Below are 13,675 nucleotides of genomic sequence, written 5' to 3' on the forward strand. Positions count from 1 at the left end.
CGTCAGGCGTTGAAGTCCAGCACGACCCGGCCTTCGATCTTGCCGTCGCGCAGGCGCCCGAACACATTGTTGATGTCGTCGAGCTTCGCGGTGGACACCGTCGCCTTCACGTCGCCATGCGCGGCAAAGTCCAGCGATTCCTGCAGGTCGCTGCGCGTGCCGACGATCGAGCCGCGGATGGTGATGCCCTTGAGCACCACGTCGAAGATCGGCGTGCCGAACTCGCCCGGCGGCAGCCCGTTGAGCGCGATGGTGCCGCCGCGGCGCACCATGCCGATCGCCTGCGAAAATGCAATCGGCGACACCGCGGTGACCAGCACGCCATGCGCGCCGCCGATTTCCTTCTGCAGCCACGCGGCGGGATCGGTGGTGCGTGCGTTGACGGTGGCTTCTGCGCCGAGCTTGCGCGCCAGCGCGAGCTTGCCGTCATCGATATCGACCGCGGCCACGCGCAGACCCATGGCACGCGCGTACTGCACGGCCACGTTGCCGAGGCCGCCGATGCCGGAAATCACCACCCACTGGCCCGGCCGCGTATCGGTCACCTTCAGACCCTTGTAGACCGTCACGCCCGCGCACAGGATCGGCGCAATCTCTACAAAGCCGACCTTGTCGGGCAGCAGGCCCACGTAGTTGGGATTGGCGACGACATATTCGCCGTAGCCGCCGTTGACGGAATAGCCGGTGTTCTGCTGCTTCTCGCACAGCGTTTCCCAGCCTTGCAGGCAGTGTTCGCAATAGCCGCAGGCGCTGTAGAGCCAGGGCACGCCGACGCGGTCGCCTTCTTTCACGCGGGTCACGCCGCTGCCCACGGCGGAAACGTAGCCGACGCCTTCGTGGCCGGGGATAAAGGGCAGGGTGGGTTTGACCGGCCAGTCGCCGTCGGCGGCGTGCAGGTCGGTATGGCAGACACCGGAGGCCTCGATCTTTACCTGGATCTGGCCGGGGCCGGGTTGGGGAACAGGAACTTCGTCGATCGTGAGCGGCGCGCCGAATTCGCGCACCACGGCAGCTTTCATGGTTGCAGGCATCTCGACTCCTTCAATGACTCCTTGTCCGGGATGGCCCCGCGTCCGCGGGGCACAACCGGATCATGGCACGGGCAGGGCCGCAATAGGCGGCCATTGCGCCATGCCTTGAGCGTCGTCAGAAAAACCCGAGTGCGTTGGGGCTGTAGCTGACCAGCAGGTTCTTGGTCTGCTGGTAGTGGTCAAGCATCATGCGATGGTTCTCGCGGCCGATGCCGGACTGCTTGTATCCCCCGAATGCGGCATGCGCGGGATAAGCGTGGTAGCAGTTGGTCCACACGCGGCCCGCCTGGATGCCGCGGCCCATGCGGAATGCGCGCGCGCCGTCACGCGTCCACACGCCGGCGCCGAGGCCGTAGAGCGTGTCGTTGGCGATGGCGAGCGCCTCTTCCTCATCCTTGAAGGTAGTGACCGACACCACCGGCCCGAAGATCTCTTCCTGGAAGATGCGCATCTTGTTGTGCCCCGCGAACACGGTCGGCTTGACGTAGTAGCCACCCGCCAGGTCGCCGTCCAGCGCATTGCGCTCTCCGCCCGCCAGGCACTGCGCGCCTTCCTTGCGGCCCAGGTCGATGTACGACAGGATCTTCTCGAGCTGTTCCGCCGATGCCTGCGCACCGATCATGGTGCCCCGGTCGAGCGGATGGCCCTGGCGGATCGCCGCCACGCGCTTGAGCGCGCGTTCCATGAAGCGCTCGTAGATCGATTCCTGGATCAGCGCGCGCGACGGGCAGGTGCAGACCTCGCCCTGGTTCAGCGCGAACATGGCAAAGCCTTCGAGCGCCTTGTCGAAGTAAGCGTCGTCGGCGGCCAGCACGTCTTCGAAGAAGATGTTGGGCGACTTGCCGCCCAGCTCCAGCGTCACCGGGATGAGGTTCTGCGACGCGTATTGCATGATCAGCCGGCCGGTGGTGGTTTCGCCGGTGAAGGCCACCTTGCTGATGCGCGGGCTCGATGCCAGCGGCTTGCCCGCCTCCAGCCCGAAGCCATTGATCACGTTGACCACGCCGGGCGGCAGCAGGTCGCCGATCACCTCCATCAGCACCAGGATCGACGCGGGCGTCTGCTCGGCCGGCTTGAGCACCACGCAGTTGCCGGCGGCCAGCGCCGGCGCCAGCTTCCAGGTGGCCATCAGCAGCGGGAAGTTCCACGGGATGATCTGGCCGACCACGCCCAGCGGCTCATGGAAGTGGTAGGCGATAGTGTCGCCGTCGATCTCGGAGATGCCGCCTTCCTGCGAGCGGATGCAGCCGGCAAAGTAGCGGAAGTGGTCGACCGCCAGCGGCAGGTCGGCGGCGGTGGTCTCGCGCACGGGCTTGCCGTTGTCGATGGTCTCGGCCACCGCCAGCAGCGTCAGGTTGGCCTCGATGCGGTCGGCGATGCGGTTCAGGATGTTGGCGCGCTCGGTGGTGGAGGTGCGTCCCCATGCGGCCTTGGCGGCGTGCGCGGCATCGAGCGCGGCATCGACGTCCTGCTGGTTGGAGCGCGGCACGCGCGTGAACGGCTTGCCGGTGATCGGCGTGACCGACTCGAAGTACTCGCCGCCGGCGGGCGGCACCCACTGGCCGCCGATGTAGTTCTCGTACTGCTGCTTGTAGGGGTTGCTGACGCCCAGCTGGGCGATTTCCGCCATGTTCATGTCTCGCTCCGTTCGAAGGATTTGTGTCGTGTCGTCACGGCGTGGGACCGTGCGCACGGGAGCAGATCGCAAGAGGTGTGCCGGGGCGCGATAAGACGGAAACGCGGGGGAATTGGGAGGAATATCCGCGGAAATGAGCCAGGAATGTGTCACGCGCCGGCGGCGGTGTGCCAGCGCGTGACAGCGGTTGCTCCAGATTGGAACACCTATTCTCGTCGCAGCAGGTCGCCCTTGTTCCCCCGGCCCTGTTCAAGCCTTCGGGCGCGCGGATGCCGGATCGTAGGGCGCGCGCAGGTGTACGCGTGCGGGCAGCAGTTCGCCGGCCAGGTCGACGTGGTACGTGCCGGCTTCAAGCCACGCCGCATCGGCCGGCCCATCCTCGCGCGCCAGCAAGGCCATGCCGACCGGGCAGCCCAGCGTGTGGCCGAATGCGGCAGAACTGAGCGATCCCACTGCGCGCACGCTGCCGTCGGGGCCGGTGCGCAGCACGGCCTCTGCGCCCCACAGCATGGCGTCGCTCGCGCCATCCATCGTCACGACCACCATGCGCCGCGTGGGCGCGCCCGCCTGCCGCAGTTGCAGCAGCGCTTGCCGGCCGCGGAAGTCGATGCCGCTGGCCAGCTTGCAGGAGAACGACAGTCCCGCCTCGAACGGGTTGACCGACGGCGACAGCTCGCGGCCCCACGCGCGGTAGCCCTTTTCGAGCCGCAGCGATTCGATGGCGTAGTAGCCGGCATTGACCAGCCCGAGCGTGCGCCCGGCTTCATGCAGCGTCTCGTAGACGCCAACCGCGAATTCCACCGGCACGTACAGTTCCCAGCCCAGCTCGCCCACGTAGGTCAGGCGGGTCGCGCGCACGGTGGCATAGCCGAGGTCGATCTCGCGCGAACTGCCGAAGGGGAAGCCTTCGTTGGAGAAGTCCGCGCGCGACACCTTTTGCAGCAGCTCGCGCGAGCGCGGCCCCATCACCGCCAGCACCGCGTACTGGCCGGTGATGTCGACGATCACGCAGCGCTTGTCGGACGGGATCAGCCGCTCGATATAGCTGAAGTCGCGCGTGGCCTGCGCCGACCCGGTCACCACCAGGTACTGGTCGTGCGCCAGCCGCGTCACGGTCAGGTCGGACTCATAGGTGCCGCGTTGGTTGAGCATCGCGGTATAGACGGCCTGCCCCGGCGGCACCGCCACGTCGTTGCTCATCACGTACTGCAGCACCGCCTCGGCATCGATGCCCTTGACCAGGTACTTGGAGAACGAGCTCATGTCGAAGAGCGCCACGCCTTCGCGGCAGGCACGGTGCTCGGCACCGCTCCACGGCAGCCAGTTCTGCCGGCCGAAGGCATATTCGATCCGCGGCGATGCGCCCGGCGGCGCGAAGAAGCTGGGCCGCTCCCAGCCCATCTTGCTGCCGAAACTCGCGCCGGCATCGCGCAGGTGCGCGTACAGCGGCGAGCGGCGGAACGGGCGCGCGGTCTCCAGCTCACGGTTCGGCCACGGCATCGCGTAGTGCAGGCCGAGCGTTTCCTTGACGCGGTCGTGCAGCCAGTTCTGGTTGCCGTTGAAGCCGGCGAAGCGGCGGATATCGACGGGCCACAGGTCCATGGTGGGTTCGCCCGCCACGATCCATTCCGCCAGCGCCATGCCGGCGCCGCCGGCGGAGGCGATGCCCATCGAGTTGAAGCCCGCGCCGACGTAGAAATTGCGCAGCTCCGGCGCCTCGCCGAGGATGAAGTTGTTGTCCGGCGTGAAGGATTCCGGGCCGTTGTAGAACTGCTTGACCTGCGCCGTTTCGAGCGCGGGCACGCGCACCAGCGCGTTTTCCATCAGGACCTGGAACTGGTCCCAGTCGTCGGGCAGCAGCTGGAACTCGAACGGCTCGGGAATGCCCTGCATGCCCCAAGGCTTGGCGTCAGGCTCGAAGCCGCCCATCACCAGCCCGCCGACTTCCTCCTTGAAGTAGATGAAGCCGTCCGGGTCGCGCATCACCGGCAGGTCGGGGGGCACGCCGGCGATGCGCCCGGTGACGATGTAGTAGTGCTCGGCCGAATGCAGCGGCACGGTCACGCCGCACATCAGGCCTACCTGCCGCGCCCACTGGCCGGCGCAGTTGACCACGATCTCGGCCTGCAGCCGCCCCTCGTCCCCGTTCTTGTTGCGCCAGCTGACGCCGGTGGCGCGGCCGTCGGCGCTATGGATCGCGGTGATCTTCGTGTCCTGCGCGATGATGGCGGCGCGGCTGCGCGCGCCGCGCGCCAGCGCCTGCGTCAGGTCGGTGGGATTGGCCTTGCCGTCGCCGGGCAGCCAGACCGCGCCGCGCAGGTCGTCGGTACGCATCGCCGGCCACAGCTCGCCGGCCTGCGAAGGGGAGATGACCTCGCACGCCACGCCATAGGCGCGCGCCACCGCCGCGGTGCGGCGCAGCTGCGTCATGCGCTCGGCGGTGCGCGCCACGGACAGGGAGCCGCATTGTTTCCAGCCGGTGCCGAGGCCGGTTTCCGCTTCCAGTTCGCTGTAGAGCTGCGTGGAGTAGCGGATCAGCTTCGTCATGCTTTCCTGCGAGCGCAGCTGGCCGACCAGCCCGGCGGCGTGCCAGGTGGTGCCGCACGACAGCTGGCCCTGCTCGAGCAGCACCACATCCTTCCAGCCCAGCTTCGTCAGGTGGTAGGCGACGCTGCAGCCGATGATGCCGCCGCCGATGATGACGACGCGGGTTTGGGCGGGGAGGGGGATAGGCATGGCGGGACTCGAGGGGCGCGGATCGAGGCTTGATGTTATTCCACAAAATGCCAATAAACAACACAAAATGCAACAAAAATGCGCTTTCGCGTCGCCCTGCGAAACGCCTAAATCCTTGAATACAAGCTGCAAATGCCGTGTGAAAGCTGATCTGCGGCAAACTTAATTGCGTTTCGGCCGCCATGGGCTAGTGTGTAGCCATCCCGCCGCTTGCTGCTGCCCTGCACAAAGGCGCCGGGTGAGGCATTTGGGCCCGTGACGCGCGATGCTTGTCGCTGCGCTGCCGGCGCCGGGGGAGGGAAAGATGTCTCCGAAGCAAGAATTCGCGCCTGCCGGCATCGCGCAGGCAGGGGAGGACGGCGTCATGCCGGACGGCGAGGACCCCGGCGGGTTGCTGGGATCCAGCCAGGTGTTCCGGGAGGCGATGGCGGTGGTGGCCCGGCTGGCCCGCGTCGACGTGCCCGTGCTGATCCTGGGCGAGACCGGCACCGGCAAGGAGCTGGTGGCGCGCAGCCTGCACTATCGCGGCGGGCGCCGCGACCGGCCCTTCGTCCCCGTGGATTGCGGCGCGTTGCCCGAAACGCTGTTCGAAGGCGAACTCTTCGGCCACGTGCGCGGCGCCTATACCGATGCGCGCCGCGATGCCGCCGGCCTGGTCGCGCAGGCAGAAGGGGGCACGCTCTTCTTCGACGAAATCCATGCGCTGTCCCTGCGCAGCCAGGCGTCGCTGCTGCGCTTCCTGCAGGACTTCCGCTACCGGCCGCTGGGTGCCCCGCACAGCCGCAAGGCCGACGTGCGCATCGTCGCCGCCACCAACCGCGAGCTGAAGCAGGGCGCCCAGGATGGCTGGTTCCGCGAAGACCTGCTCTATCGGCTCAACGTGGCCAACGTGCGCATGCCCAGCCTGAGGGAGCGCCCTGAAGACATCCCGCCGCTGGTCGAGCTGTTTGCGTCGCGCTTCTGTGCCCGCTATGGCTGGCCCGGCTGCCGGTTCGACCAGGCCTCGCTGGCGTGGATGCTGGCACAGCCGTGGCGGGGCAACGTGCGTGAGCTGGAGAACTTCGTGCAGCGCTGCCTGCTGTCGTGCGACGGGCGCGTGGTGCATGCCGAAGGCTGCCCGGCGACGCCCTGCACGGTCGACCTGGCCAGCGAGGCTGCGCCCGGCATGCAGCCATTCAAGGAGGCGCGCGACCAGGCCCTGGCGGCATTCGAGGCGGCCTACCTGCGCTCGGCGCTGGCGCGCAGCCACGGCAACGTGTCAGCGGCGGCGCGTGAGGCGGGCAAGGAGCGACGGGTCTTCGGAAGGTTGCTGAAGAAGCACGGCATCGATCGGGCCGAGTTCTCCTAGCCGGCTTGCAGGCGCGCTTGCGATACGGGCCGATTCAGGGGGCCGATTCAGGCCAGCTCGTGTTCGGCGGTGGCAAGCAGCGTGCCGAGCGGGATGCGCGGCAGTGCGTGGATCGCGTCGTATGCGAGCGCGAACGGGTCAAGCCTGGCCCCGGCCGGCACCGGCGCGTCCATGCCGGTGACCACAAAGGCAAGATAGAAGCGCTGCTGCGGATTGTCCTGCACCGTGAGCTGGCCGCCGTGGCGGGCCATCACGTAGTGCGCCAGGTAAAGGCCGAGCCGGTTCAGCAGCCAGGTGCGCGCGTCGTCCGTCGCCGCCTGCAGGTCGGTGCGATCGACAAAGGCCGCGAGCCGCGCGAACTGGCCCTGCGGGTCGTCCGACAGGGCGCTGTGGGGCACGATGCCGGCGACCTGCGCGAGTTCGTCCAGCATGTCGCGCTGGCGCGCCTTGAGCGTGTCCAGCCAGGCGCGGCGGGCGGCCAGCGAAGGGAGGGGTTGGGCGGGCTCGGTCAAAAGCTGTACTCGATAAAGACGATGCCCTCGTCCCGCAGCGCCTGCCGCAACGCTGCAGAGGGCGGGGCGTCGGTGAACATCCAGCGTGGATCATAGCCCGGGACGTTGTTGCGCAGCCAGACATCGCGCTGGATCTGTTCGCGGATGCGGTCGGTGAGTTCGACCTGGTTCGGAATCCCGCCGCGCTGTCCGGGCACGCCGATCCAGCGCGTGTACGATTTTGCCTCGCCCGCCAGCACGCCGCCGCCGGCCTGCGGCACGGGTACGTCCACGTAGCGCCCGCCGGTATTCGGCACCGGGAAGTGCTGTTGTCCCGGCGCGCCGTACACTTGCTGCAGGTATGTCTCGCGCTCTTGCCACAGCATGGGCTGGCGCATGCGGCTGATTTCGTCCCAGGTGTACGTGGTGGCATTGCCCGGCCCGAGCATCAGCGGCTCGCGCGGCGGCGGCGTGATCAGCACACGCGCCGGCTGGCTGCCCGTCGACAGCGGCGCCAGCGTCGACCCCGGCGCCGTGGGCGAGAACGGCACCAGCGCTTGCGGGCCCACCGGGACCAGCGCCGTGCTTGCCGCCCCGGTGCCGCTGCCGGCCTCCAGCATCAACGGCGCACTGCCGGCGCCGCGCGATGGCACGGTGGCACTGGCGGCCACCCGCATGCCGCCGCCTTCGAGCAGTTGGTACAAGGTTGCGGTTTCTCCCCGCACCATGATCACCAGGTCCGGACGCGAGGCAACGGTCACGAACATGGCGCCGTCCTCGCCGATGGTGATGACATACTCGCCGTGTTCGAGGGTGCGTGCGGCGGTGGCGCCACGGCCCGACAGCGCCAGTCCACCCTGTGTCAGCGGCGCCGCGCGCGGCATGGCGGTGCCGGCGCGCAGGGCACCGCTGAACATGCCCAGGTAACCGGTGGCCACGCTGACGAAGCCGTTGAGCACCATCGCGTCGCCAGCCTGCTGCTGCTCAGGCGTGAAGACATCGTGTGCGCCGATACCCAGCCGGTAGGCGGAACCAATGCGCATGGCTTCCTGGCCCTTTTGCACGCTGTAGTAGCCAAGCGAGATCTCCAGCGCGGCAAAGAACGCAATGCCCGCGGCGGAGGTGGGCGGGAAGATGGTCAGCAGCAATGCCAGCGCCGACAGCGCCGCGACCACCACGGATTCAACCTTGTCCCAGAACGCGTTGCTGTCCATCTCGTCCTGGATGGCGGTACGGACCGTCTCGTCGGCGAGAGGCAACAGGCTTCTGATGACCGGGCCGAAGTGCTCATAGCCAACTTCGTTGGCCCGGATCTTGGCCATCAGTTCGTCGTAGTTGCCCTTGCGCGTGGTGATCGCCGACAGGATCTGCCCGCGGATATCCTGCGCGGTGCCGGTGCGCAACGTGTTGAGCATCCCTTCGGGCAGCACCTTGTAGCCCGATGGTCCAAGCGCGCCGATGATCGGCCCGACCCGTGCCAGCGCCTGCCCGGTTGCCTCGGGATCGGGGAACAGCTGGTGCAGCTCGGCTTCGGCAGTGCCGGCCGGCGGCCGGTACAGGCCCGGCCGCGCGAGTTCCATGGCCGGATGCGCCGCCGGCGCAAGCCCATAAGGCCCGGCCAGGTCCGGCGGGCTGCTGAAGCGGGCCAGTGTTTCGAAGCGCGAAGGCGGGCGGATACCGGCGCGCATTTCGTTGGGCGTGGCCCAGCCATAGGGGCTCAGTGCCTCGCGTTCGGTGCGCGACGCGGAGATCTGGGTTTCCAGATGGCAACCGGTGCAGGCGCGGAACTGGCCAAAGGCCTGCCGCGCGCGCAGCTCCCGCATCTGCGGGTCGCGCATGTCCTGAAGCTCGAAGTAGGGCCGCGACGCGCCGGATTGCGTCATGCCCAGCGCGGCGATGTCCTCGCTGGGGATCATGTCCTCGACCAGGACTGCCCACATGCCGAGATTGCGTTTGTTCGACAGCAGCCGGTGGATTGCCGTGGTCTTTACGAGCTCCTTGAACGACGCGACACGCTCGTCCAGCGAGCCGGTGAGGTCTAGGACGGTCGGGTTGGCAGGATCCGGCGCCGCCATGCACATCTGCGGCTCGGCCGGCTCCTCGCCCCTGCAGACCTGGGACGCGTCGTCGGCGGGGGCCAGGCTTAGCAGGGAGGACGCGGAACCGGTGGATGCGGACGATGTGGATGAAGACAGGGGATCGCGCCGCAGCGTGGGTTGCGCGTCGTCCTGCAGTACATGGGCCAGTTCGTGCCCGATCAGCCGTTTGCCTGCGCTGGTGTGTGGCTGGTACTCGCCGGCACCAAAGACGATGCTCGAGCCGATGGCGAACGCGTGCGCATCCAGCCGTGCAGCGCTGGCGGCCGCCTGCGCAGTGTCATGAACGCGCACTGCCGACAAGTCTGCCTGGTAGCGGCTCTCGAAGAAGCGGCGCGTGCCGTCATCCAGCGCACGCCCGGGACCCGGCGCGAGGTCCGGGGTCTCGGCCAGCCAGTCCCGGCCGCGCGGCTTGCGCCGCAAGGTGGCGCCGGCGCTGGCCTGGCACGCGGAACAGGGGGGCTCGCCCGATGTGCAGGTACAGCCTGCGGGGACAGGCTGCGCGCCGCTGACGGCGGCTTCGGCCATCTGGTCGGCCTGCAGCTCGGCGGTGTCGGACGCGACGCCAAGCACCGGCTTGGCACGGATCGCACCGCGCGCGCAAAGCGCCTGCATCGCCAGATTCCCCGCTTGCCGTTGCGGCTCGCGCCCCCCGTGCGCGCGGCCGCTTCCCCTGGCAGGCGCATCGGGGCAGTCGGCGTCACGGACCGGCGCGGGCGGCTTGCGTGAGGTCGGGCTCATGGCCCGCTCCCGGCCGCGGGCGGAGGCTCGCGCCGCGCCATGGTCAGCAGCGTGACCCAGCGGGCGATGGCCTGCTGCTCTTCCGTGGAGATCTCCGACGATGACATCATCGGCTCGAGCGTGGTGGTTTCGCCGATGGTGGCGACCACGCGCGGCGCCATGGCTTGCCGCAGCGCTTCGGCTTCCCGTGCGCGGCGCGCCTCGGCGGCCGCGGCGTCGGCATTCCAGGATTCCGCGCTGCCCGGCACCACCTGGTCGAGGATGTAGGCGGAGACGCCGCCCGCAATCGCGCCGACGATGAAGCCCACCACCGCACCGGCCGCGGTGCCGGCGCCCGGCACGACAGAGCCTGCCGCCGCCCCGATTTCCATCGAGACGATGGCGATGCCCACCGCGCGGCCGACCCGCGTGGTGACCTCGAGCCCGCTATGCGGGCGCTGTTCCTGGCTGATGTTGTAGATCTCGATGCCGCCCGAGAACAGCGCAGTAGGCCCGGCGCGCGCGCCAAAGCGGGCCAGCCCGCTCAGCGGTGCGCCAGTGGCGATGGCGCGCTGTGCCATGTAGTACGTCAGCCGGCTCTCCAGTGCCGACTGGGTGCCCGACAGCGCAAAATCGCGGCCGCCGGCCAGCGCCAGTTCCTGCGCCCAGTCAGGGTGTTCCTGGGTGTCGACGTAGATCGTGCCGGCGGTGGTCACCACACCGACGATCATGCCGCCGAGGCCGCCCCGGCCAAAGCTCTCGGCGGTAGCCCGGGCAGAGCCGAGCCGGACGTGGGACAGCACATCCGGCTGCAGCACCGTGCCGGCCTGGTCGCCCAGCGCCACGGTTGCGACGTCGCGGAATCCCTCCAGCCGGTTGAGCTGGGCGGTGGTCACGCCGCTGCCGGTGACGCGGCCGGCGACCAGGCCCTGCGCCTGCGCGCGCGCCTGGTTGTACTGCTCCGGCGTCATGGACGCGCGCGCCGCGTCCAGTTCCGCGGGGGAGTGGAACGTGCGCGGGCCGGAAGCGGTCGTGACGGTGACGGGACTGTCCGCCATGGCGGCGCCGAAGCTGGTGCGCAGCCGGCCGTCCCAGGCCGCGTCGCTGTGCAGCGTCGCCTGGAAGGCGCGCACATCGTCGGCATTGATCGCCAGCAGGGCGTTGCCGAGGACCTGCTGGCGCGCCGCGTCGAATTCCGGCGTGCCGCGCTGCAGGGACGGATTGCCGGTCATGGCACGCACGGCCGAAAGCACCGGGTCGGCTTGCGCCGCGGTGGTCCAGCGGGCGCCGCCGCTGCCTGGCGCGCCGGCCGTGCGCGCGTCCGCCAGGCCCTGGCCGATGCGCTCGCCGATGTAGCCAAGATCGTGGCTGTCGATCTCCAGGATGCGAGTCGGCGTGGCAATGGTGGGGCCGACGGGGGGCGGGCGTGCCGCGTCCGCGGCGGCAGCCATGGCCGGCGCGCTGCCGATCGGCACGATGCGGCTGGCGGCGGTGCGGCCCAGCTCGGCCATGGCCCGGTTGAACTCGGCGGTGGAGATACGCTGGTTCGGCGGGTAGGACAGGCTTGATCCCGCCACGCTAAAGCTGGATGCCGCCGGCGCGCGTGCCGCCAGTTCAGCCAGGCTGCTGCACATCACCGTGCTGCCATCGCGCAGCGTGAGCCGGACCGGCGCAGCGCGCAGCGCGTCGGTGTACAGCGCGCGCAAGCCGCCGGGGCGCGCGATCATCCGGTTGGCCCCCCCGGGCGGCGCGGCGTTGGGGTTGGCAATGGCGCTGCGCAGGCTGGCCAGGTCGGCGTCGGGCACGGCAAACATGGTGTCAGACAGGAAGCGCGCCTGCGCCTGCTGGTACGCGGCCGTGCCGGGCGCCAGCGTGGCATCGCCGCTCGCCTGCTGAAGGTGGCGCAGCACCAGGTCCGTGCTGGCGGGCGAGGTCGCGCGCCGGCCTGCCACGTCCAGCAGCGCCTCGATCTTCATCGTGTATTGCTGCTGCCGCGTGTCGTAGTCCGCGGCACCGCTGGTGGTCACGGAGATCGGCTGGATATCCAGGATGCGCGGTACCCGTCCCTCGCCCGGACCGAAATCCACCACGGGGAAGTTGCCGGTCTGCGTGCGGCCGGTCACATCGACCCAGGATACGCGGTTCAGGTCCTGCAGGCCGGTGCCCCAGCCGGTGCGCCAGTCGCTGCCCATGCCGATCTCGCCGATGCGCCCGCGGAAATTGGCGTCGGCCAGGCCCAGCGGCAGCTGTCCCGGGGCCGTGCCCGGGCCATATGGATGAAACCCCCCTGCCAGGCGGTAGTCGAGAAACGGCGTACGGCCGATCCCGCCCTGCGTCGGCAGCGACAGGCCACGTTGCCGCTCGGCGGCGATCGCGCGCTGGATCAGGTCGGCGCGGTTGGCGATCATCCCGTCAGCCTGCGGACCGCTGATGGTGCGGTAGCCCAGGGTCGCCACGTAGGCGCGCACTTGCCGCTGCGTCATGATTGCGCCGCCCAGCGTGACATCCGCAGCGCCCATCGCCGCCGCGGCGTTGGTAGTGACAATCTCGATGATGCCGGGCGCCGCGCTGCCGCGCATCTGGTAGAGCGCCGCAGGCGTGGTGTCGGTCCGTTCAGCCAGGAACACAAAGCCGCGCGCGATGCGCCGTGTCCGCTCCGCCGCGATCGCGCGCTGCAGCCGTTGCCAGCCGGCGGTTCGCGGGCTGGTGGCGGCGGCTTGCGCGAGGAACGTGGACGCCTCCAGATCGCGAGCGATCAGGTCGGCATTGGTCAGCGTGCGCGCATCGGCATTGGCCGGATCGAACGCGGCAGGCGCCGACGGGACCGCGGAGGATGCCGGCGAGGTCGATGACGATGACGAGGACGAGGACGAGGACGAGGACGTGGCGACCGTCCCCCCGCTTGCGTCGTCGGATGAGCAGAATGCTGGCGGCGGCATGCTGGACGGCGTGTCCGGCGTGCTGGTCTCCTGCCGGCCGATGGCGGCGACCTGACCGCTGGCCGGGCGCGCCGCGCCGCGCGCACCGTCCAGGACGCGCGGGCCCAGCGCATGCGCCTCGCGTTCGGCGGCATCGTCGTGGCGGCTCAGGCTGCGCAGGCGCCCAGGGCCGAACGCCTGGTTTTGCGCGACATGCACCAGCTCGTGCCCGAGCAGGGCGCGGCCGGCCTGGGTATCCGGTGCCCACTGTTCGGGCCGGACAAAGACGTGATTGCGCCAGGTCAGCGCATCCGCGCGGCTGCCCGCCGTCAGTTCGGCGGCGGCGCTGCCGTGATGCAGGCGGACATGGCCGAGCGACAGTCCCAGCGTTCCCTCGGCGGCATTGCGCATCGCTGCAGGCAGCGACTGGCCGGATACCGTTGATGCCTGTGCCGCGGCGGCCTCGAGCCCGTCATCCGGCCGGGCCGCGCTGGCTGCGGGGATGGCGGTCGCGCTGACGGTGGCGCTGACTGGCGGTGGGGCCAGCAAGTGTTGCACTGCCTGGTTGCCGAGCACCGCCAGCGGGGCCGGGCCGTGATGGCCTGCACCCTTGCCCGCACCTGCGCTACCGTCCGGCTGCCTGGTCCGGCTGGCGTCGGGATGCGGCGCGGCCTTGCGGCTGTCGCGTGTCTTCATGGC

The 13,675-nt window shown here is 69.6% G+C and carries 7 protein-coding genes; 1 reads left to right on the forward strand and 6 read right to left on the reverse strand.

Going from position 1 to position 13,675, the window contains the following annotated elements; genetic code table 11:
* Positions 1-2 precede the first annotated feature (2 nt).
* From adhP to IPF36_RS00440, 3 genes are all read right to left on the reverse strand, one after another.
* On the reverse strand, positions 3-1,031 hold the full coding sequence (gene adhP, locus IPF36_RS00430; protein ID WP_195426951.1) for an alcohol dehydrogenase AdhP: 1,029 nt from the start codon (positions 1,029-1,031) through the stop codon (positions 3-5).
* A gap of 115 nt (positions 1,032-1,146) precedes the next feature.
* The gene (gene adh / locus IPF36_RS00435) at positions 1,147-2,667 is read right to left on the reverse strand and encodes an aldehyde dehydrogenase (protein WP_195426955.1); all 1,521 of its coding nucleotides are present in this window, start codon (positions 2,665-2,667) and stop codon (positions 1,147-1,149) included.
* 249 nt (positions 2,668-2,916) lie between these two features.
* Positions 2,917-5,403, reverse strand: a complete 2,487-nt coding sequence (locus tag IPF36_RS00440; RefSeq protein WP_195426958.1) for an FAD-dependent oxidoreductase — start codon at positions 5,401-5,403, stop codon at positions 2,917-2,919.
* 304 nt (positions 5,404-5,707) lie between these two features.
* On the opposite strand from IPF36_RS00440, the gene IPF36_RS00445 reads away from it, so the two are divergent.
* Positions 5,708-6,751, forward strand: a complete 1,044-nt coding sequence (locus IPF36_RS00445) for a sigma-54-dependent Fis family transcriptional regulator (protein ID WP_240745821.1) — start codon at positions 5,708-5,710, stop codon at positions 6,749-6,751.
* 47 nt (positions 6,752-6,798) lie between these two features.
* Here IPF36_RS00445 and IPF36_RS00450 read toward each other — a convergent pair whose 3' ends face one another.
* The 3 genes from IPF36_RS00450 to IPF36_RS00460 are packed head-to-tail and all read right to left on the reverse strand — an operon-like array spanning position 6,799 to position 13,672.
* Positions 6,799-7,263 (reverse strand): hypothetical protein, encoded by a 465-nt coding sequence (locus IPF36_RS00450; RefSeq protein ID WP_133095701.1) that lies wholly within the window; start codon positions 7,261-7,263, stop codon positions 6,799-6,801.
* Positions 7,260-10,079: a DUF4157 domain-containing protein gene (locus IPF36_RS00455; RefSeq protein WP_195426959.1), complete on the reverse strand. Its 2,820-nt coding sequence runs from the start codon at positions 10,077-10,079 to the stop codon at positions 7,260-7,262. Before IPF36_RS00455 ends, IPF36_RS00450 begins: the two co-directional genes overlap by 4 nt.
* Complete coding sequence (locus tag IPF36_RS00460) at positions 10,076-13,672, reverse strand: DUF4157 domain-containing protein (protein ID WP_195426961.1); 3,597 nt, start codon at positions 13,670-13,672, stop codon at positions 10,076-10,078. The genes IPF36_RS00455 and IPF36_RS00460 overlap by 4 nt, the downstream gene beginning before the upstream one ends.
* Positions 13,673-13,675 lie beyond the last annotated feature (3 nt).

This window comes from Cupriavidus sp. IK-TO18 (genome assembly GCF_015549295.1).
Lineage (GTDB): Bacteria > Pseudomonadota > Gammaproteobacteria > Burkholderiales > Burkholderiaceae > Cupriavidus > Cupriavidus oxalaticus_A.

Excerpts from the sequence above, each read along its gene's own strand:
- IPF36_RS00455 (WP_195426959.1), bottom strand. The coding sequence starts at position 10,079 with ATGAGCCCGACCTCACGCAAGCCGCCCGCGCCGGTCCGTGACGCCGAC.
- IPF36_RS00445 (WP_240745821.1), top strand. The coding sequence starts at position 5,708 with ATGTCTCCGAAGCAAGAATTCGCGCCTGCCGGCATCGCGCAGGCAGGG.
- IPF36_RS00460 (WP_195426961.1), bottom strand. The coding sequence starts at position 13,672 with ATGAAGACACGCGACAGCCGCAAGGCCGCGCCGCATCCCGACGCCAGC.
- adh (WP_195426955.1), bottom strand. The coding sequence starts at position 2,667 with ATGAACATGGCGGAAATCGCCCAGCTGGGCGTCAGCAACCCCTACAAG.
- IPF36_RS00440 (WP_195426958.1), bottom strand. The coding sequence starts at position 5,403 with ATGCCTATCCCCCTCCCCGCCCAAACCCGCGTCGTCATCATCGGCGGC.
- adhP (WP_195426951.1), bottom strand. The coding sequence starts at position 1,031 with ATGCCTGCAACCATGAAAGCTGCCGTGGTGCGCGAATTCGGCGCGCCG.